The sequence below is a fragment of the Bradyrhizobium sp. McL0616 genome (genome assembly GCF_049993385.1).
Taxonomy (GTDB): Bacteria; Pseudomonadota; Alphaproteobacteria; order Rhizobiales; family Xanthobacteraceae; genus Bradyrhizobium.
Map to the genome: position 1 here is coordinate 4,272,871 of NZ_CP188255.1, position 20,588 is coordinate 4,293,458.

19 protein-coding genes are annotated in these 20,588 nt (G+C 63.3%); 14 read left to right on the top strand and 5 right to left on the bottom strand.

Features of this window, described 5'->3' with window-relative positions; all coding sequences use genetic code 11:
* Positions 1-166: 166 nt before the first annotated feature.
* Positions 167-1,798: a CTP synthase gene (locus ACPPVR_RS20750; protein WP_426615989.1), complete on the top strand. Its 1,632-nt coding sequence runs from the start codon at positions 167-169 to the stop codon at positions 1,796-1,798.
* 4 nt (positions 1,799-1,802) lie between these two features.
* On the opposite strand, the gene ACPPVR_RS20755 is transcribed toward ACPPVR_RS20750, so the two are convergent.
* The 3 genes from ACPPVR_RS20755 to ACPPVR_RS20765 form a co-directional block, all read right to left on the bottom strand.
* Complete coding sequence (locus ACPPVR_RS20755; protein WP_426615990.1) at positions 1,803-2,465, bottom strand: class I SAM-dependent methyltransferase; 663 nt, start codon at positions 2,463-2,465, stop codon at positions 1,803-1,805.
* A 109-nt stretch (positions 2,466-2,574) separates the two neighbouring features.
* Positions 2,575-3,951: a sensor histidine kinase gene (locus ACPPVR_RS20760; protein WP_426615991.1), complete on the bottom strand. Its 1,377-nt coding sequence runs from the start codon at positions 3,949-3,951 to the stop codon at positions 2,575-2,577.
* Positions 3,948-4,622 (bottom strand): response regulator, encoded by a 675-nt coding sequence (locus ACPPVR_RS20765; RefSeq protein ID WP_426615992.1) that lies wholly within the window; start codon positions 4,620-4,622, stop codon positions 3,948-3,950. The genes ACPPVR_RS20760 and ACPPVR_RS20765 overlap by 4 nt, the downstream gene beginning before the upstream one ends.
* Before the next feature lie 186 nt (positions 4,623-4,808).
* On the opposite strand from ACPPVR_RS20765, the gene ACPPVR_RS20770 reads away from it, so the two are divergent.
* The 5 genes from ACPPVR_RS20770 to ACPPVR_RS20790 all read left to right on the top strand — a co-directional run bounded on the left by ACPPVR_RS20770 (position 4,809) and on the right by ACPPVR_RS20790 (position 9,550).
* Positions 4,809-5,135 (top strand): NIPSNAP family protein, encoded by a 327-nt coding sequence (locus ACPPVR_RS20770; protein ID WP_426615993.1) that lies wholly within the window; start codon positions 4,809-4,811, stop codon positions 5,133-5,135.
* A gap of 117 nt (positions 5,136-5,252) precedes the next feature.
* Positions 5,253-6,104 carry a 3-deoxy-8-phosphooctulonate synthase gene (gene kdsA / locus ACPPVR_RS20775; RefSeq protein WP_426615994.1) on the top strand — a complete coding sequence of 284 codons (852 nt, stop codon included), beginning with the start codon at positions 5,253-5,255 and terminating at the stop codon, positions 6,102-6,104.
* Entirely contained in the window at positions 6,104-7,315 is a 1,212-nt protein-coding gene (locus tag ACPPVR_RS20780) for an MFS transporter (RefSeq protein ID WP_426615995.1), read from the top strand. The genes kdsA and ACPPVR_RS20780 overlap by 1 nt, the downstream gene beginning before the upstream one ends.
* 143 nt (positions 7,316-7,458) lie before the next feature.
* Positions 7,459-8,556, top strand: coding sequence for a hypothetical protein (locus tag ACPPVR_RS20785; RefSeq protein WP_426615996.1), 1,098 nt, complete (start codon positions 7,459-7,461; stop codon positions 8,554-8,556).
* Positions 8,557-8,605: 49 nt separating this feature from the next.
* On the top strand, positions 8,606-9,550 hold the full coding sequence (locus tag ACPPVR_RS20790) for a methyl-accepting chemotaxis protein (RefSeq protein ID WP_426615997.1): 945 nt from the start codon (positions 8,606-8,608) through the stop codon (positions 9,548-9,550).
* A 66-nt stretch (positions 9,551-9,616) separates the two neighbouring features.
* Here the strand turns inward: ACPPVR_RS20790 and ACPPVR_RS20795 are convergent, their stop codons facing one another.
* Entirely contained in the window at positions 9,617-10,684 is a 1,068-nt protein-coding gene (locus ACPPVR_RS20795) for a CobW family GTP-binding protein (RefSeq protein WP_426615998.1), read from the bottom strand.
* Positions 10,685-10,804: 120 nt separating this feature from the next.
* On the opposite strand from ACPPVR_RS20795, the gene ACPPVR_RS20800 reads away from it, so the two are divergent.
* Entirely contained in the window at positions 10,805-11,902 is a 1,098-nt protein-coding gene (locus ACPPVR_RS20800) for a cyclase family protein (RefSeq protein WP_426615999.1), read from the top strand.
* A gap of 98 nt (positions 11,903-12,000) precedes the next feature.
* On the opposite strand, the gene queF is transcribed toward ACPPVR_RS20800, so the two are convergent.
* Positions 12,001-12,477, bottom strand: coding sequence for a preQ(1) synthase (gene queF / locus ACPPVR_RS20805; RefSeq protein WP_258766772.1), 477 nt, complete (start codon positions 12,475-12,477; stop codon positions 12,001-12,003).
* A gap of 124 nt (positions 12,478-12,601) precedes the next feature.
* Between queF and eno the strand changes: the two genes are divergently transcribed.
* The 7 genes from eno to ACPPVR_RS20840 all read left to right on the top strand — a co-directional run bounded on the left by eno (position 12,602) and on the right by ACPPVR_RS20840 (position 20,440).
* On the top strand, positions 12,602-13,885 hold the full coding sequence (gene eno / locus ACPPVR_RS20810; protein ID WP_426616000.1) for a phosphopyruvate hydratase: 1,284 nt from the start codon (positions 12,602-12,604) through the stop codon (positions 13,883-13,885).
* Positions 13,886-14,120: 235 nt separating this feature from the next.
* On the top strand, positions 14,121-14,900 hold the full coding sequence (locus ACPPVR_RS20815) for a hypothetical protein (RefSeq protein WP_426616001.1): 780 nt from the start codon (positions 14,121-14,123) through the stop codon (positions 14,898-14,900).
* Positions 14,901-15,473: 573 nt separating this feature from the next.
* Positions 15,474-16,616, top strand: a complete 1,143-nt coding sequence (locus ACPPVR_RS20820; protein ID WP_426616002.1) for a zinc-binding dehydrogenase — start codon at positions 15,474-15,476, stop codon at positions 16,614-16,616.
* Positions 16,617-16,728: 112 nt separating this feature from the next.
* The gene (locus ACPPVR_RS20825; protein ID WP_426616003.1) at positions 16,729-17,727 is read left to right on the top strand and encodes an MBL fold metallo-hydrolase; all 999 of its coding nucleotides are present in this window, start codon (positions 16,729-16,731) and stop codon (positions 17,725-17,727) included.
* Between the two features lie 182 nt (positions 17,728-17,909).
* On the top strand, positions 17,910-18,461 hold the full coding sequence (locus tag ACPPVR_RS20830) for an NADPH-dependent FMN reductase (RefSeq protein WP_426616004.1): 552 nt from the start codon (positions 17,910-17,912) through the stop codon (positions 18,459-18,461).
* 178 nt (positions 18,462-18,639) lie between these two features.
* Positions 18,640-18,957, top strand: a complete 318-nt coding sequence (locus ACPPVR_RS20835; protein ID WP_426616005.1) for an FtsB family cell division protein — start codon at positions 18,640-18,642, stop codon at positions 18,955-18,957.
* 94 nt (positions 18,958-19,051) lie between these two features.
* Positions 19,052-20,440, top strand: a complete 1,389-nt coding sequence (locus ACPPVR_RS20840; protein ID WP_426616006.1) for a glycerophosphodiester phosphodiesterase family protein — start codon at positions 19,052-19,054, stop codon at positions 20,438-20,440.
* Positions 20,441-20,588 lie beyond the last annotated feature (148 nt).

Sequence of the window (20,588 nt, forward strand, 5' to 3'; positions counted from 1 at the left end):
AGCAGGGGGGCCATGCAGGGCGGCTTCTACCGTCCTGCATCAACAATCCCCATCAAGGCTCTGTCACCACTCTTAGTTTTGGCTCACCCACAGGCCCGCAGATTCTTTGGGGCGGAATACGAATCGCTTTGGCGAATCGAATTCGAGGGATTAGAGGTTAAGCCCCATGGCGCGGTACATATTCATCACCGGCGGCGTGGTTTCTTCGCTCGGCAAGGGTTTGGCTTCAGCGGCACTCGGTGCTCTGTTGCAGGCCCGGGGCTACAAGGTCCGCCTCCGCAAGCTCGACCCCTATCTCAACCTCGATCCTGGAACGATGTCGCCGTATCAGCACGGCGAAGTGTTCGTGACCGATGACGGCGCGGAGACCGATCTCGATCTCGGTCACTACGAGCGCTTCACCGGGCGGCCTGCGACCAAGCAGGATAACATCACCACGGGCCGCATCTACCAGGACATCATCACCAAGGAGCGCCGCGGCGACTACCTCGGCGCGACGATCCAAGTGGTTCCGCACGTCACCAATGCCATCAAGGAATTCGTCCTCTCCGGCAACGACGACTACGATTTCGTACTGGTCGAGATCGGCGGCACCGTCGGCGACATCGAGGGACTGCCGTTCTTCGAGGCGATCCGCCAGCTCAAGAACGAGCTGCCGCGCGATCACGCCATCTACATCCACCTGACGCTGCTGCCCTACATTCCGAGCGCCGGCGAATTGAAGACAAAGCCGACGCAGCATTCGGTGAAGGAGCTGCGCTCGATCGGCATCCAGCCGGACATCCTGCTCTGCCGCACCGATCGCGAGATCCCGAAGGAGGAGCGGCGCAAGCTCGGCCTGTTCTGCAACGTGCGCGAAAGTGCCGTGATCGAGGCGCGGGACGCCGACAGCATCTACGCGGTACCAGAGGCCTATCACGTGGCGGGCCTGGATGACGAAGTGCTCGCCGCTTTCGGCATCGGCTCGCGGATACCGCCCGAGCTGCGAAGCTGGCAGCAGATCAACGAACGCATCCGTAATCCCGAGGGCAACGTCACCATCGCCATCGTCGGCAAATACACCGGCATGAAGGATGCGTATAAGTCGCTGATCGAGGCGCTCTCGCATGGCGGTATCGCCAACAAGGTGAAGGTCAATCTCGACTGGATCGAGAGTGAGATCTTCGAGAAGGAAGATCCGGCGCCGTTCCTCGAGCACGTCAACGGCATCCTGGTGCCGGGCGGCTTCGGCCAGCGCGGCGCGGAAGGCAAGATCCGTGCGGCGCAGTTCGCGCGCGAGCGCGACGTGCCGTATTTCGGCATCTGCTTCGGCATGCAGATGGCGGTGATCGAGGCCGCGCGAAATCTCGTCGGCATCGAGGAGGCCAATTCCACCGAGTTCGGCCCGACCAAGGAGCCGCTGGTCGGCCTGATGACGGAGTGGCTGCGCGGCAACGAGCTCGAGAAGCGCTCGAATGCCGGCGATCTCGGCGGCACGATGCGGCTCGGCGCTTATCCGGCCGCGCTCAATCGCGGCAGCCGTGTCTCGCAGGTCTATGGCGGCGCGACCGAGATTTCCGAGCGCCACCGCCATCGCTACGAGGTCAACACCGACTACAAGGACCGCCTCGAGCAGCACGGGCTGAAGTTCTCCGGCCTGTCGCCCGATGGCGTGCTGCCGGAGATCGTCGAGTACGAGGATCATCCCTGGTTCATCGGCGTCCAGTTCCACCCCGAGCTGAAGTCGCGCCCGTTCGAGCCGCATCCTCTCTTCGCCTCGTTCATTCAGGCGGCGATGGTGCAGTCGCGGCTGGTCTGACGCCTCAGGGCGCGGTGGTGTGGTCGCGCGCGAGCTGCATCGACTCCAGCGTGACCGGCATTGAAGCCACCGGAGCCAGCGAGTTCGCGACGAGCTTCATTTGCGGCCGTCGCGTCAGCTTGTAGACGGCGGCTGGCAGCACGTTCAGAAACGCGCGATCCACCAGCGTTGCGCGCAGGCCGAGCCGGTCCAGCACGGGGCGCGGGATCGGGCAGCTCATCCCGTAGGTGAACTGGTAGAAGGCGCCGCCAGGGCGGACGTAGCTGAACGCGCCACTGATGATCGAGACGACCTTGCGCGTCGACATGTTGAGCAGCGGCAGGCCGCTCACGACCGCGCCGACGGGCGCGCCGTCATAGAGGCGCTCCGTCGCGAGCCGCCCCGCATCCATCCACAAAACGCGCGCGCCGGGAAAGCGCATTTGCAGGAGCTTCGTGAAGTCGGAGCCGTATTCGATCAGCGTGAGGTCCTGCTGGCGCACGCCACGCTTGAGCAGCTTTTGGGTGAACGCGCCGGTGCCGGGGCCGAGCTCGAGAATCGGACCGGTCGATGCACTGATCTCGCGGGTGATGAGATCGGACAGCGCCGCGCCCGACGGCGCGATCGCACCGACGCGGCGCGGGGCTGACATCCAGGACAGGAAGAACGAAAGGAAATCGTTGGGCATGTGCACTCCGGCATCTTGGTTGCACCTCGCAAATCAAAGGTGAGGCACTCGAAGAGTCGCCGGAGTGCATTGCGACAGCATTGCGCCTGAGACGCGGAGGCGAATTGAATCAGCTCTGCCGGATCGGCGGCAGCGAAATCCTGAAGCAGGCGCCGCCGTCGGGGCCGTCCTCGACCGAGACGTGGCCGCCATGCAGGAGCACGATCTCGCGCACCATGTTGAGGCCGAGGCCGGCGCCGCGATCGAGCGGCGTCAGCCGATAGAACGGCTCGAAGATCTGTTCGCGTTGGTCGGGGGGAATGCCGGCGCCTTCGTCGGTGACTTCGATGCTCGCGGGTTTGCTGACGCGAATGCCGATGGTGCCGCGGCGCGGGCCGTGCTGGATCGCATTTTGCACGAGGTTGGTTAGCGCGCGCTCCAGTGCGGCTGCGTCGCCGATCGTCTCGATCGGCGTGGCGGGCGCATCGAGCCCCAGCTCGTAGCCGGCGGCAATCGCCAGCGGCGCGAGGTCGGCCGCCGCACTTTGCGCGATCGCGACGAGGTCGATGCGCGCAAATGGATGGCCGCAGCGGTCGAGCCGCTGGATGTCCAGCAATTGCTCGGCAAGCGTTGCCAGCCGCGCGGAATCTTCCAGCAGCCGGGTCTTGTCCGGTCCCGATGGAAGCGATTCCAGCCGCGTGTTCAGGATCGCGATCGGCGTGCGCAGCTCGTGCGCGGCGTCGGCGACGAAACGCTTGTGGCGGGCGTAGCCCTGATCGAGCCGCGCCAGCGCGTCATTGACCGCATTCACGAGCGGCACGACCTCCAGTGGAATCCGGTCCACCGACAGCCGCGCGCCGCGCTGATGGATGTCGATGCGACGCGCCTGATCCGCGGTCGTATCGAGTCCCCTGAAGGCGCGCTGCACGATCATCGGTGTTGCGATGAAGGTCGCGGTTCCCATCAGCAGCAGGCCGGGTAGGGCGATGCCGAGGAATGCAAGCGACGTCATGAACAGCGCCTTGGCGCCGGTGATTCTGCCTTGCGTCGCCGTGATGACCTGTACGTTACCGGCGTCGGTGTCGACCCGCTTCAGCCGCGCCGCCGGCTTGCGCGGATCGTCCTCGAACAGCTGCCAGCCGAGCCGCGCCTGGCTGATCTGGTCGAGGCCGCCGCCGATCGCGGCGAATTCGGCTGGCACGTCGCCTTCGCGGAGCGAATGACCCTGCCGGTCGCGGACCAGGAACCAGAGGTCCGTCGTCTCGCCACGCAATTGCTTCAGTTCGGGCGTCGTCCGCAGGGTCAGGCCGCCTTGTGCGTCGCGCGCGAGCGCGCGCCGCACGACGTCGATCACGCGATCCTCGTCCCGGTCGGCGAGCACGAAGCCCGACGCGCACAACGCGCCGACGACCACGGCAACCAGTGCCAGCAGCAGCGCGGCCTGGAGCGAGAGCAGGCGCCAGCTCAAGCGCGAGCGCAGGCAATAGGGATCGTTATGCTTGCTCATGGCAGCTTCTTCAGGAGATAGCCGACGCCGCGGATGCCGTGGATCTCGATGCCGGCGTCCGCCTCGGCGAGCTTGCGGCGCAGCCGCGAGATGTGCGTGTCCAGCGCGTTCGACTGGATCTCGTCGTCGAAATTGTAAACGGCCTCTTCCAACGCCGAGCGCAGCACGGTCCGGCCCATGCGGCGAATCAGGGCTTCGAGCACCAGCAGCTCACGGCGCGGCAGCTCGAACGGCTGGCCGTCGATGCTGGCCTCGCGATGGCCGAGGTCGAAAGCGAGGCGGCCGGCGCGGATGACGTCCGGCGACAGGCCCGCGGGCCGCCGCAGCAAGGCGCGCAGCCGCGCCAGCAACTCCTCGACCGCGAACGGTTTGGCCAGATAATCGTCGGCTCCGCCGTCGAGGCCGGCGACGCGGTCGGCAAGCTCGCCGCGCGCGGTCAGGACGATGATCGGTACGCCGTCGGCGCGCGCCCGCAGCTTCGGGATCAGCGTGAGGCCGTCGCCGTCTGGAAGCTGGCGGTCCAGCAGGACGGCAGCATGGACATCAGCGGAAATGGCCTCCTCCGCCTCCGCGAGAGTCGGGACGTGGTCCACCACCATGTCGTAGCGCTTCAGCGCCGACGCCAGCGCGCCGGCCATCTCCGCCTCATCCTCGACGAGCAAAATCCGCATGATCCGGCACCTGAACGGCAACTGAGCCCATCTAGCGGCCCGATCATTGCGGCAGCATTGCGGGAATTGCGTTGCCGGCGGCCCACTAGCCATGCGCGAAACGCCACAGTGGCGGCCGGGAAGCGCTCAAGACACCGTCAAGGCCGACCATTATAACCGCGGGACGTGTTCAGGGAGGAAACAAGAATGATCTACGAAATGCGAATCTATCACTGCGTGCCCGGCCGTTTGCCGGCGCTGTTGAAGCGGTTCGAGACCGTCACCCTGAAGCTCTGGGAAAAGCACGGCATCAAGCAGGCCGGGTTCTTCACCACGCTGATCGGCCTCTCCAACCAGGAGCTGACCTATTTCCTGGCCTGGGAGTCGCTCGCCGACCGCGAAGCGAAGTGGGGCAAGTTCATGACCGACCCGGACTGGATGAAAGCACGCGCCGAGAGCGAAGCTGACGGCCAGATCGTCGGTAACATCGTTAGCCAGCTCCTGACGCCGACCGCCTTTTCGTCGGTGAGGTAACCCGGCGCTTCAGCCGCGAGGGCGGCGGCGCAACCCTGATATTCGAAGGCCAGGGCCGAATGGGGTTGATCCCACCCATTCGGCCGCTATGGTCGCATCGAAACAGGGATTTTTGGCTTGAGCTCTTCGCATTCAGCGGCACCGATCGTCACCATTGGCACGGTCAAATTCGGCAATGATCTACCGATCTCGATCATTGCCGGGCCGTGCCAGCTCGAAAGCCGTCAGCATGCGCTGGAGGTGGCCTCAGCGCTGAAGGAGATCGCCGCGCGGCTCAAGGTCGGCCTCGTCTACAAGACCTCCTTCGACAAGGCCAATCGCACCAGCGCATCGGCTGCGCGCGGCCTCGGCCTTGCGCAGTCGCTGCCGATCTTCGCCGAAATCCGGTCCTCGCTCGGACTGCCCGTGCTGACCGACGTGCACGATGCCGCGCAATGCGCCGAGGTGGCGCAGGCGGTGGACGTGTTGCAGATCCCGGCCTTCCTGAGCCGGCAGACCGATCTGCTGCTGGCTGCGGCCGCAACCGGCAAGGTCGTCAACGTCAAGAAGGGCCAGTTCCTGGCACCTTGGGACATGGCGAACGTCGTCGCCAAGATCACCAGCGCGAACAATCCCAATGTGCTCGTCACCGAGCGCGGCGCATCTTTCGGCTACAATACGCTGGTCTCCGACATGCGCGCGCTGCCGATCCTGGCGCGGACCACCGGCGCGCCCGTGATCTTCGATGCCACTCATTCGGTGCAGCAGCCGGGCGGGAAGGGAGCTTCTTCCGGCGGCGAGCGCGAATTCGTGCCGGTGCTGGCGCGCGCGGCCGTGGCGGTCGGCGTCGCCGGCGTCTTCATCGAGACCCATCCCGATCCGGATCGTGCGCCGTCCGACGGCCCGAACATGGTGCCTCTGCACGAGTTCGAGGGGCTCATTCGCACGCTGATGGCATTTGACGCGGTGACCAAAAGTACAACGCGGTGATGCACCAGCCTGTGACCGGGCCATCGTCCGACCAGAAGTTTCCACCCGCGATCAACATCATTGCGCTTGCCGGATTTTCGGCGGCGTTGTCGACGCGAGCGCTTGACCCAGTCCTGCCGCACGTTGCCGAGGATTTTTCGGTCAGTATCACGACGGCCGCAAGCATCGCTGCCGGCTATGCCTTGATCTACGCGCTGGTTCAGCCGGTGGTTGGCGCCGCCGCCGATCTGTTCGGCAAGGCGCGATTGATGACGCTGTGTCTGGCGTTGCTCGGCGTGGCCTGCATTCTGGGTGCGCTCGCCACCTCCTTCGCCGGCCTGTTCGCGAGCCGCATCCTTGCCGGCATCGCTTCAGGCGGCGTGTTTCCGGTCGCGCTCGGCCTGACCGCCGACCTCGTCGCGCCGGCCAAGCGGCAGGTCGCGATCGGGCGGACGATGGCGGGTTCGATGACCGGCAATCTCCTTGGCGCGACTGCCTCGGGCGTCATCGGTGATATCATTGGCTGGCGCGGTGTGCTCGTGGTCCTCGGTGCGCTCGGCTTGATTGCGGCCGTTGCGGTGGCGGCGGGCTTTCGCGGTGCCGCGCTTGCAGCTCCTCCGAAGACCGACTTGAAGACATTGCGGCAGGGCTACCGCACCATCTTCGCCAATCCCAACACGCGCTATTGCTACTCGGCCGTGTTCGTCGAAGGCTGCTGCGTGTTCGGCCTGTTTCCGTTCATCGCCGCGCTTCTGTTCGATCTCGGTGAGAAGTCGCTGTCGATCGCAGGCATCGTGATCGCGGGGTTTGCGGTCGGCGGGTTGCTCTACACGTTCACGGTGTCGCGCATGCTGCCGCGGCTCGGCGTCAAGGGCATGATGATCGCCGGCGGCTGCCTCGTTGCGTTGCAGCTCGGTGCACTCTCCTTCGGTCCCGGCTGGAAGCTGCAGTTCATCATCATGCTGGCGATGGGCTGGGGGTTCTACATGATCCATGGCTGCTTGCAGGTGTTCGCCAGCGAGCTGTCGATCGGGGCGCGGGCGACCGCGATGTCGCTGCATTCGTTCTTCTTCTTCATGGGACAGACCGTCGGCCCATTGGCCTATGGCCTTGGCCTCCAGCATGGCGGCAAGGTGCCGACACTGATGACGAGCGCCGCCATCATGGTGGTGCTCGGGCTCGTCTGCGCCCGGCTGCTCAAGCAGCGGGCACCGTCCGACGCACGGGCCTGACGGAAGTACCGAATTACCGGCTTCCCCGTATTTTCCCGTGGAAGAACGGTGGCAAGATCCTTTCAATCTTAAATCAAATCTCACCGTTCGATTCGTAGAGTGCCGTCCAAACCGCGACCTGGCGGCAACATTTGGATGAGTCGATGCAAAAGCAGCGTTCGGTCGCCCGTATTCTCGGGGCGGTGGTTGGGTCTCTCGGTCTCGTCCTTGTCGTTATCTGCGCCTACGCGCTGAAGCTGGCGGTCACGCGCTATTCCGACAGCAACCGCATCGTCTCGCTCGCGATCGCCAGCCGCGACCTGACCAACACGCTGGTGATCTTTCGGCTGGAGCGCGGTGACACGTTAAGCTATCTGGCGTCGGCCACCCCCGCGCCCGACAGCGTCATGAGCAGCCTCGCCGAGCAGCGGGCCATCGTGCAGAAGAATTACACGCAGGCCTTGCAGAGCCTCGCCTCCGTTGAAGCGCCCGGCATCACCGAAAAGCTCGACAAGCTCCGCGGCATCTGGGCGCAGCTCGAGGAGCTGCGGCCGCGCGCCGTGATCGCGCTGAAGCAGGACAAGAGCGCGCGCGACGCGAGCCTGCAGCCGGGCTGGGCCAAGATCAGCGACGCCTATATGGATGCGATCGGTGACGTCACCGCCTATGTTGACAACTCGATGACGCTGATCGACCCCGTGGTCGATCGCCTCCTGATCGCCAAGCAGGCGTCCTGGCAGGCCCGCGCCAGTGCCGGCCAGACCATTCTCGTCCAGTTCTCCACGATCCTCGCCAACAAGACCTGGACCGCAACCGACGGCGTTGCGTTCGCAGATCTGCGCGGCCGCATCCAGCAGTCCTGGCTTGTGGTGCGCGACCTCGGCCCGAGCGTGGCTTCGCCCGAGCTGCTGCAGGCGATCCGTAACGCCGAGCCGGAAATCTCCGGCGCGCTCAGCGACGAACGCAATGCGATTGCGACCAAGCTGCTTGCCGGTGAGCTCGCCGGCGTCGCCGGCCTCGACTACCGCGATCGCCAGCTGGTCGGCGCCAACAATGTCGTCATCGTCACGCAGACCGCGCTCGCCAACATGATCTCGCGGGCAGACGAGGGCGCCTCGCGCGCCCGCTTCAGCCTGATCCTGTTCGGACTGCTGGTGCCGGCCTCGCTCGCGCTGACGATCGGCGGCATGTTGCTGATGCGCAACCGCGTCACCCGGCCGCTGACCGCAATCACCGGAATCATGACCGGCTTCGCCGCGTGATTTCGCCAGCGAGGTGCCAGGCCTCGGCCGCAACGACGAGATCGGCCGCATGGCGTCGGCCTTGCAGGTGTTCAAGGAGGCCATGATCAACGCCGAGCGTCTGTCCGGTGATCAGGCCGTCGAGCGTGCCGACAAGGAGAAGCGCGCGTCCGAGCTCTCGGGCCTGGTGCGGCAGTTCGAAAGCCGGATCGGCCAGATGGTGCAGACGCTGTCGAGCTCCTCGAGCGAGCTGGAGACGACGGCGCGCTCGATGTCGGGCACAGCGGCGGAAGCTCAGACCCAGGCTGGCTCGGCCTCGACCCTGGCCGACCAGGTCGGCGGTGGTGTGCAGACGGTTGCTGCTGCAGCGGAAGAGCTGAATGCGTCCATCCGTGAGATCAACCGCCAGGTCGAGCAGGCGAGCCGTGCTACCGAGCAGGCGGTCGTCACCGTCAGGGAGACCGACAGCACCATGCGTGCACTCGCCGACGGCGCTGACCGTATTGGCGAGGTCATTGGCCTCATCACCTCGATCGCGGGCCAGACCAATCTGCTGGCACTGAACGCGACCATCGAGGCCGCGCGCGCCGGCGAATCCGGGCGCGGCTTTGCGGTCGTGGCAAGCGAAGTGAAGAACCTCGCGTCGCAGACGGCGAACGCCACCGAGGAGATCAGCGCCCAGATCCCTGAGATCCAGGGCGCGACGCAGAAGGCGGTCTCCGCCATCGATGGCATCGTCAAGACCATCGAGGAGGTCTCGAGCATCAACCGCGTCATCGCCGCCGCCATCGAAGAGCAGAACAAGGCCACTGCCGAGATCGCCAACACCGTGCAGCACACGGCAGAGGCGACCTCGACCGTCACGCGCAACATCGCAACCGTCTCATCGGCGGCGAACGAAACTGGCCGCGCGGCGGCGGGTGTGCTGAAGGCGGCTGCCAATTTGTCGAGCCAGTCGAGCTCGCTCACGGGCGAGGTGGACAGCTTCATCAGCAGGGTGCGTGCGGTGGCTTAAGGCGCCCAGAGGCGCGGCAAGTTCGAGGCCCGTCGCATAGCATCACGCTGCGGCGGCCCTTTCATCTCAGGCTGCCGCGCGGCCCGCCTGCCAGAGTGCGAGCACCTCGTCGCGCGCGATGCCGCGTGTGATGAACACGATACGGGAGCGGCGGTCGGCATCCGGCCATTTGGCAAGCGCCACCGGCGAATGAAAGACATGGTGCACGCCGTGAACCACGATTGGCACCGGCTCATCACGAAGGTTGAGGATCCCCTTGACCCGCAGCAGGTCCGCGCCGCGCGCGTTCCGCAAATAGGCCAGCCAGTGTGAAACGGCCATCCAGTCGAGCGGCTCGTCGAACGCGATCACGAAGCTGGTAATCGACGCATCGTGGTGATGATGGTCGTCGGGACCATGGTGATCGGGCTGGTGTTCATGCCCTTGCGCCGCCTCGCGAGAGCCGGCGAACGCCTGCTCATTGAGCCAGCGTTCAGCGTCGACGGTTTTCCTCTCGGGATCGACGAGGCCGGCACCGAACAATTGCGCTGGGTCGATCTCGCCGTGCGTGACGCTTTCGATTTTGGCGCCGGGATTGAGCCGGCGCAGACGCACCTCCAATGCGGTGATGTCCTCGACCAGATCGCGTTTGGTGATCAGCAGCCGGTCGGCAAGGGCCACCTGCTTCAGCGCCTCGTATTGACGATCGAGCTGGTGCGCCGCGTTGACGGCGTCGATCGTGGTCACGACCGCATCGAGCCGCAGGAAATGCGAGACGAGGGGGTTATTCAGAAGCAGCTGAACGATCGGGGCCGGATCTGCCAGGCCCGTGGTTTCGATCAGGATACGGCGAAATGGCGGCACTTCGCCGCGGTCACGCCGCACCAGGAGTGCGCGCAACGTCTCCTCCAGGTCGCTGCGGATCGTGCAGCAAACGCAGCCGCTTGCGAGCACGGCGACCTCGCCATCGAGGCGCTCGACGAGAAGGTGATCGAGACTGATCTCGCCATATTCATTGATGATGACGGCGCTGTCCTGCATGCCGTCGTGGCGCAGCAGCCGGTTGAGCAGCGTCGTCTTGCCGCTGCCGAGAAAGCCGGTGATCAGCGACACCGGAATTCGCTCGGCGGATTTGTCGCTCTCGAACAGGCTCATCGTGTCTCCCCATCCGCGCCGTCTTATTTTTGTCGCTGGACAACAGCCTAGCCGAGGAGGAGGGTAGCGGAAACAATTTTAGAGTCCGGTTGTATCCGTGCCACAACCTGGGAGGGTGCAATGCAAAATGAGATCAAGAACGTAGATCAGGATGGCGGCGCGGCCTCGACCGATCGCCGGACGCTGCTCCGCACCGCGGGCATCGCGGGTGTCGCCGGTGCAGCGCTCGCGGGCTCGATGCACGGCAAATTTTCACTCGCGCCGATCAGCGAAGCCCAGGCGCAAACTTCGACGTCCATGCCCAAGGGAACGGACAAGCCGTGGTGGCCTTCGAAATGGGGCAAGGACGACGAGTCCGGCGCATCCAATCACATTACGCCGGCCAAGGTTCTCGACGCGGCGAAATGGATCAAGGACGGCAAGATCTACAAGATCGGCCGCGTCTATGAGGGCGGCATGCCGCTGTTCGGTCCGCGCGCGTTCGTGTTGCGCATTCCCGGCAGCCCGACTGGCGGTCCGTTCGGCGACAACAAGATGGTCTATCACGACGAGTTCCTCACCACCGAGATTGGCCAGACCGGCACGCAGTTCGACGGCCTCGGCCACATCGGCATTCAGTTGGGTCGGGACGGCGACAAGAACGAGATGCGGTTCTACAACGGCTTCACCGCCCAGGAGATCAGCGACGCCTACGGCCTGAAGAAGCTCGGCGTCGAGAAGCTCAAGCCGCTGTTCACCCGAGCGCATCTCGTCGATATGGTCGCGCTTAAGGGCGGGATGATGGATGCCGGTCAGGAGATCACCGCAGCTGATATCAAGGCAGCGCTGGCAAAGCAGAACATTCCCGAGAGCGACATCAAGCCGGGTGATGCGATCATGTTCCACACCGGGTGGGGCTCGCTATGGATGAAGAACAACGATCGCTTCAACAGCGGAGAGCCGGGCATCGGCCTCGATGCTGCCAAATGGGTGATCGAAAAGGACCTTGCGCTGACCGGCGCGGACACCTGGGCAGTCGAAGTGGTGCCCAATCCCGACAAGTCGCTCGCCTTCGTGGTCCATGCCGAACTCCAGACCAAATACGGCATCCACAACCACGAGAACCTGATGTTCGACGAGCTGATCGCCGACAAGAAGTATCAGTTCGTCTATTGCTTCGCGCCGGCCCCGATCAAGGGCGCCACGGGAAGCAACGGCTGCCCGATCGCAATCACGTAATCGGCGACATTTGCGTTCGTTCCCCGGATGCAGTGCAACGCGCCGCTCTTGCGGCGTGGCGCGCTGCTGATCCAGGATCCCTTGCGGCGCCGAAACAGCTAGCCCCGGCCGCGATACGGAGCGACGCCTTGCTCCGGCACCCACAGGCCCTTTGGCACACGGCCGGTCTGCCAGAACACGTCGATCGGGATGCCGCCGCGCGGATACCAGTAGCCGCCGATGCGGAGCCATTTTGGCTTGATTTCGGAAGCGATGCGCTTGCCGATCATCACGGTGCAGTCTTCATGGAAGGCGCCGTGGTTGCGGAAGCTCGCGATGTAGAGTTTGAGCGATTTCGACTCCAGCAGCCATTGGCCGGGGGCATAGTCGATCATCAGATGGGCGAAATCGGGTTGGCCGGTCACCGGGCAGAGCGAGGTGAATTCCGGTACCGTGAAACGGACAAGGTAATCGGTCCCCGCCTGCGGATTGGGCACGCGGTCGAGTTTCGCCTTTTCGGGCGCATCCGGCCATTCCACGGCACGGCCGAGCTGCAGGCTAGGTGAAGTCTTCGATTTACTGGGCTTTTTCGACATAGGGCCGCCTCCGTGCGGCCCTCTTAGCCAATCATCGCGCGGCCGTCACCCGGCCTTTTCCGCTTCGATGCATTGCGGTAGAAGCACCGCCAACTGCCCCTCCGTTCCCCGAAAAGAGGCCCTCATGACCGCCATCGTCGACATCATCGGACGCGAAATCCTGGATAGCCGCGGCAATCCCACCGTCGAGGTCGACGTCGTGCTGGAAGACGGGGCGCTCGGCCGCGCCGCGGTGCCCTCGGGCGCCTCGACCGGCGCCCATGAGGCCGTGGAACTGCGCGACGGCGACAAGGCCCGTTATCTCGGCAAGGGCGTCACCAAGGCGGTCGGTGCCGTCAACGGCGAGATCTTCGAGGCCCTGAGCGGCACCGATGCCGAGCAGCAGGTCCAGATCGATCAGATCATGATCGACCTCGACGGCACCGCGAACAAGAGCCGGCTGGGCGCCAACGCCATCCTCGGCGTCTCGCTCGCCGTCGCCAAGGCGGCCGCGAACTCGCTCGAGATGCCGCTGTATCGCTACGTCGGCGGCACCTCGGCGCGGCTCTTGCCGGTGCCGATGATGAACATCATCAATGGCGGCGTGCATGCCGACAACCCGATCGACTTCCAGGAATTCATGATCCTGCCGGTCGGCGCCTCGTCCTTCGCCGAAGGCCTGCGCTATGGCGCGGAAGTCTTCCACACCCTGAAGTCCGAGCTGAAGAAGGCCGGCCACAATACCAATGTCGGTGACGAAGGCGGCTTCGCCCCGAACCTGCCGTCGGCGGACGCAGCGCTCGAGTTCGTCATGAACGCGATCGGCAAGGCCGGCTACAAGGCGGGCTCCGACATCGTGATCGGCCTCGACTGCGCCTCGACCGAGTTCTTCAAGGACGGCAAGTACGTCTACGAAGGCGAGGGCAAGACCCGCTCGGTGTCCGAGCAGGCCAAATATCTCGCCGATCTCGTCGGCCGCTATCCGATCGTGACCATCGAGGACGGCATGTCGGAAGACGACATGGACGGCTGGAAGGAGCTCACCGACCTCATCGGCAAGAAGTGCCAGCTCGTCGGCGACGACCTCTTCGTCACCAACGTCAAGCGCCTCGCCGAAGGTATCAAGGCCGGCCGGGCCAACTCGATCCTGATCAAGGTCAACCAGATCGGCACGCTGACCGAGACGCTCGCCGCCGTCGAGATGGCGCACAAGTCGGGCTACACCTCTGTGATGTCGCACCGCTCCGGCGAGACTGAGGATTCCACCATCGCCGACCTCGCGGTCGCCACCAATTGCGGTCAGATCAAGACCGGCTCCCTTGCACGTTCCGACCGCACCGCCAAATACAATCAGCTCCTGCGCATCGAGCAGCAGCTCGGCAAGCAGGCGCTCTATGGCGGCAAGGCGGCATTGAAGGCGCTGGCATAAAGCTCGAGCGAACCGTTCCGCGAGTTCCTGACATCGATCTGTAAGGTCGATGTCGCAAAACGGCAACAGCGCAACCGGAATCAAACTTCCCCACCGTGATTCCGGTTGTGCTATTTGGCGCGCCCCTCAAAATACAACTTTAAATGACGAGGGCTCGGCTATGCGCGTAAGGAATTGCCGCGGGGCTGGTTGGTCGGTTGTTCTATTTCTTGGATTGGGAGGATGCGGCACCTATGTGCCTGAGCTTCAGGAATTTCCTGCGCCGTCGAGCCAGCTTTTGGTCAAGGAGATTGTCAGGAATGTTCATTGCGAGGTGAAGCGAGCGATCACGGCCGTGATCAATGACGACAAGAGGCTCGCAGCGATAAATGGCCAGCGCCTTGCGCCGTGGCTCGAGAAGTGGGGCGTGCAGATTCAGCTGACATTGCAGGTGGACGAGAAAGGGGCAGTTGCTCCAACCCTGACGTATACACCTAACCCTGTGTCGGCCCTGTTCAGCCTGGGCGCAGGCGCTGCGGTTTCCACGCAGGCGACGAGGATCGATATCCTCCACTCATTCTACACCGTGCAGGACATTTACCGACTCCCAAAGAACTGTTCTCCGGCAGATCCCGCCCAAGGATCGTTTCTGCTCGAGAGCGACCTGAAACTTCGGCAATGGCTGGCTGATACCGTCCTGTCGTCATCGACAGGCGACATCAATCCTCCGACAAAGCCGGACGACAGTCCAATGAAAGAAGATGGAGTGATCTCTCATGAGGTGAAATTCGAGGTCGACACGAGCGGGGCCATAACTCCTACCTGGAAACTTACGCAGGTATCGATCAACCCCGATGCCCCATTTCTCTCTGCCAGCCGTAATAGGGTCCACGATCTATTGATCACGCTTGGGCCGACCAGCATCTCGCCGTTGACCGGCAAGCGAGTCCCAAGTGTCGCTGCTGCCAATTCTCAGCTGTCGTCATCGATTGGGTTGGCCGTCTCGAATGGCGTGAGAAACACCATCAGACCTTAGGTACCGCAAAACGTCGGTGGAACTGCTCGAACCAAAAGGACGAGAAGAATGGCGAACACAGGTGCGAAGAAAACAATGAAGAAGGCGAGTAAGAAAACAGCATCGAAAGCCGCGAAGTCGAAACCCAAAGTCAAGCACGATGGCGTTCCAAGGACGGCCGCGCTGGCAAGGAAGCATGGATTCAAAAAAGTTAAGGTCGATCATTCCAGCCTGAGCACACGCGAATTGGCCAAGTGGATTCCAATTTCAAGTGCTACTGCTAGGCGCGGCTCACTGGCGATGGTAAGGCCACCGACGGCGGGACGCCCGCCGTTCCGAGTGTCCCCAGGAGACCGAGACGGCTACTATGTCGTATGCTATTATGACTCAGCTACTAACAATTATGACTTGGACTGTGTCCAAGTGCCGGCCAGTGAGATCGACGGCCTGCGCAGAAAACCAGGCTGAAAGCATTCCGTTGAGATGGAGATCGGTCGAGGCCGGATAACGGCTTCCGTGAGAACGTGATTTGCGCTTATGCTGGCTCGCATGTGAAACGTTGCGATCTCAATTTTGGTTAGAAGGCGGGCTCTTATGAGTAACGACGGCAAAACCGGACTGCAATTGCGTTCGCTGATCAAGAAAAGCGGTGAACTGGAAATCTCGCTGGTCGACGTGCCGACCCCCGAACCCGGCCCGGACGAGGTCGTCGTCCGCGTCGAGGCAGCGCCGATCAACCCGTCCGACCTCGGGCTCCTGATCGGCGCCGCCGATATGAGCACGGCGAAGGCGTCCGGCACGAAGGACGCCCCCGTCATCACCGCGAAGGTGCCGGAAGGCGCGATGCGGGCAATGGCAGGCCGGCTCGACGAAGCCATGCCGGTCGGCAACGAAGGCGCGGGCGTCGTCATCAGGACCGGCTCGTCGGATGCCGCGAAGGCGCTCATGGGCAAGACCGTCGCGATGATCGGCGGCGCGATGTATGCGCAGTACCGCACGCTGAAAGTGCGTGAGTGCCTGCCGCTGCTATCAGGCACGACGCCTGCGGAAGGAGCCTCCTGCTTCGTCAATCCGCTGACCGCGCTCGGCATGACCGAAACCATGCGGCGAGAGGGCCACAAGGCGCTGGTGCACACCGCGGCGGCCTCCAATCTCGGCCAGATGCTGAACAAGATCTGCATCAAGGACGGCATCCCGCTGGTCAACATCGTGCGCAGCAAGGAGCAGGCCGACATCCTGCACAAGATCGGCGCCAAGCATGTCGTCGATTCCTCTGCGCCGAGCTTTCTTGGCGATCTCACCAACGCGCTGGTCGAAACCGGGGCCACGATCGCCTTCGACGCCATCGGGGGCGGCAAGCTTGCCGGCGATATCCTCAACTGCATGGAAATCGCGATCAACAAGACCGCGAAGGAATACAGTCGTTACGGCTCAAACGTGCACAAGCAGGTCTACGTCTACGGCGCACTCGATATCCGTCCGATCGAATTGCCACGCGGCTTCGGCATGGCCTGGGGGGTCGGCGGCTGGCTGCTGTTTCCGTTCCTGATGAAGATCGGGCAGGCCGACGGAGCAAAACTGCGCCAGCGTGTGGTCGACGAATTGAAGACCACCTTTGCAAGCCACTACACCAAGGTGGTGTCGCTTCAGGAGACGCTCGATCCGGCCAACATCGCGGTGTACGCCAAACGCGCCACCGGCGAAAAATTCCTCATCAATCCAAATAAATTGTCGTGATCTGCTAGCGCAAGTCATCCAAAGGAGGTCTTGCCTTCTGAGCGAAGCGGGGGATTATTCCGCCGCCATTGAAAGCGGAAAAACCGCGAAGCGCTCAGAAGGGGACATCTCCATGACTGATCTCAATCGTCGCCATTTGCTTGCGGGAGCCGCCGCAGTCGGCGCGGCCGCCGTCACCGGACTGCGACCAATTGCAACCAATGCCGCGGTGCCGCAAGCCGGCGCGCAGGCGCCGGGCTTCTACCGCTACAAGGTCGGCAGTCTTGAATGCACCTCGATCAATGACGGTGCGCGTTCGTTCCCGATGCCCGACAAGTTCGTCGTCAACGCGCCGAAGGAAGAGGCGCTCGCGGCGGCTGATGCCGCCTACATGCCGAAGGGCATGGTGACGGTGCCGTTCAATCCGCAGCTCATCAACACCGGTTCCAAGCTTGTACTGATCGACACCGGGAACGGCGTCGCCAATCTCGAGGCCAGCAAGGGCGCGGTCGGCCGCACGCTACAAAATCTCGCCGCCGCCGGCGTCGACCCGAAGAGCATCGACATCGTGCTGCTCTCGCATCTGCATCCGGACCACACCAACGGCATCCGTCTGCTCAACGGCTCGCTGGCCTTCCCGAATGCGGAGATCATGGTGCCCGGCAAGGACTGGGAGTTCTGGACCAGCGAGGACAACGCCGGCAAGGCCCAGTCCAACCCGATCATGAAGAACTACTTCGCCGACGTGAAGAAGACCTTTGCCGGCCTCGAATCCAAGGTAACCAAGTTCGATTGGGACAAGGAGGTCGCGCCCGGCATCACCTCGATCGGAACGCCCGGTCACACGCCCGGCCACACCTCGTTCGCGGTCGCGTCGGGCGATGCAAAGGTCCTGATCCAGTCGGACGTCACCAACATTCCGGAGTTCTTCCTGCGTAATCCGGACTGGCACGTGATGTTCGACGCCGACGCCGCGATGGCCCAGGAGACGCGCCACAAATTCTACGACATGGCGGCCGCCGAGAAGGCGACCGTGATCGGCTACCACTTCACGTTCCCCTCGGTCGGTCATGTCGAGAAGGACGGCGCAAAGTATCGCCTGATCCCGTCGGCCTGGAATCCGACGATCTGATCGAGATAACGCAGTTGAGCTGAACATCAGGCCGCCGCTTGGCGGCCTGATTGTTTTGGTAGACGATCTCCTTTCGCGAAACGCAGCGTTTCCAAATCGGACCGGTTCATGCACTTGCATCCAACCGGTGAGATCGCTTAAGTACCGCCCCGGCACTCCCGCTCAAGACTTCGAGGATAACCATGGCCTACAACATCGTCACGATCGCCGGCAGCCTGCGCAAGGACAGCTTCTCGCTGAAGATCGCCAATGCGCTCGCCAAGCTCGCGCCGGCCTCGCTCAAGCTCGAGGTCATCACGCCGGCGGGCATCTCGTTCTTCAACCAGGACCTCGAGGGCGCGCCGCCCGCCGACTGGCTGGCCTTCCGCGAGAAGCTCCAGAAGTCGGACGGCGTGCTGTTCGTCACGCCGGAATACAACCGCGCCATCCCGGGCGTGCTGAAGAACGCCATCGACGTCGGCTCGCGCCCCTACGGCAAGAGCTCGTTCAACGGCAAGCCGGTCGGAATCATCTCCAACTCGCCGGGCCCGCTCGGTGGCGTCAGTGCCGCCAAGACGCTCCAGAACATCCTGCCGGGCATCGCAGGCCCGATCTTGCAGCAGCCGGAGATCTACCTGAACGCGGTCGGCGACGCCTTCGATGCCGATGGCAATCTCGCCAAGGACTCTCTCAAGACCGTGCTCCAGGCCTACCTCGACGCCTTCGCCGCGCACGTGGCGAAGCATCACGGCTGAGGCTCTCAGCTTCCGACGATGACTCGCTCTTCGTCATGGCCTGGCTTGTCCCGGCCATCCTCGCCTTTGACGAGCTGACGAAGACCGTGGATGCCCGTGACAAGCCCGGGCATGACGATTGGTGGCAGGGGCAGGGCGCATTAGCACTCCCTTAACCAACCTGTCCCATCTTCCCAAGATGGTCTCCCGCGCCCGCCTGAAATCGATCCTGACCGGTCTCGCCCTCTATGCGATGGCGGCCGCCATCGTCGGCTATTTCGGCGTCAACGCCTATACCGGCAAATACGGCCTAAACGCCCGTCAGGAACTCGACCAGGAGATCATCGCGCTGACCAGCGAGCTGGCGCAGCTCAAGCGCGAGCGCGCCAGGAGCGAGCAGCGCGTATCGCTTTTGCGCTCCGAGAAGATCGATCCCGACATGCTGGACGAGCGGGCGCGCTTTCAGCTCGACTATAACAATCCGCATGATCTGGTGCGGATGATCCCGCCGAACTGATCATCCGGCTTCCGCCGTCATCTGCCTGTCAGAGTCTTGAGACAAGACGACAAGCCCAGCATTCGATGCGATGCTGTGAAGATGGAGGCTTGTGATGCGCTACGATCGTTTGCAGCGGAAGATGCATGTTGGAGCAATGCTGCTCGGTGCGGCGGCCTTGGCATTCTTCTCGCCGTCGATGGCCTTCGCACAGACCAGCCCGGCCCCGGCCGCCGCCAAGCACTTCCTGACAGTTGACGGAAAGGCACCGCTGATCCTCGGACATCGTGGCGTACCGGGGCTGATGCCTGAAGAGACCGAGGCGTCGTATGACCTCGCCGCGGCGCTCGGGACTGATGCGCTCGAAGAGGACCTGCACCTGACCAAGGATTGCGTCCTGGTGGCGCGTCACAACCCCTGGCTGGGCGACAACACCAACGTTGCCGAAGTGGCGAAGACCAATCCAGCCGTGGCCGCCCGCAAGCGCACGGTGCCCGGTGTGCGCGTCAAGGCTCCGTCTCCCACCAACGGGCCTGCTGACTACCTCACGGATCTCACCGATCCGGCGGACCCTAAATCGGTGCTGAAGTCATTGATCGTCGACGGTGAAGATCACACCAACGACTGGTCGATCACCGACTTCACCATCGCCGAGCTGAAGAGCTGGATTGCCGGCACCACCTATGACGCGGCGAACGAACGGCCGAAGGTCTTTAACGGCAAGTTCCCGGTGATCAGCTTCCAGGACATCATTGATATCGCCAAGGCCAAAAGCAAGGAGACGGGGCGCTCCATCCTCGTCTATCCCGAAACCAAGAATCCGACCTGGAACAACGCCCAGGCCATCGCCAATGGCTGCGGCGCGCCCGGCAGCCATCCGCTCGAGGATGCCCTGGTCAAGATCATCGGGGAGAACGGCCTCAACACGAAGGACGCGCCCATCCTAGTTCAGAGCTTCGAGCCCGGCAGCCTGAAATACATGCGCAGCCATGGCCTTCAGACGCGGCAGGTCCAGCTCGTCGACGGCAACGGCATCGATTTCAAGACCGGCAAGGTCCTCCTCAACAACATCACCAATTCGCGTCCGTTCGACTGGACTGTTGCAGGCGACGCGCGCCTGTACGACGCGATGCTGACGCCAGATGGCCTGGCGGAGATCAAGACCTATGCCGACGGCATCGGTCCGTGGAAGGCCTATATCGTTCCGCTCAAGATCTCGCTGTGGAAGGACAGCAATTCCGACGGCACGCCCTACAAGGGATCGACGCCGGAGGCTTCGACGCAGGAAGCAACCAGCCTCATTGCGGACGCGCACAAGCTCAGCCTGTTCGTGCACGTCTTCACGTTCCGGAACGAGAAGAAATATCTGGCTGCCGACTATCGCGCCGATCCGGCCCAGGAATATCTCAAATTCTTCCGTCTCGGCGTCGATGGGGTCTTCACCGACTTCACGCATACCGGCGTCGGTGCCCGCACAGCCTATCTGCGAGAGCTGGGCTGGTAAGGCCAGTTTCGTGGCGGAGCTAATGTTGCCTGATCGGCGCCAAAGGTTTTGCAAAATTTCGGCCACGTTGCAGTGCGGCATAATGAAAGTCGTGCCATGCCGCCGCAGCGCTTTCGCACGCGATTGAGTTGGGTTAGAGAGGGCTTAG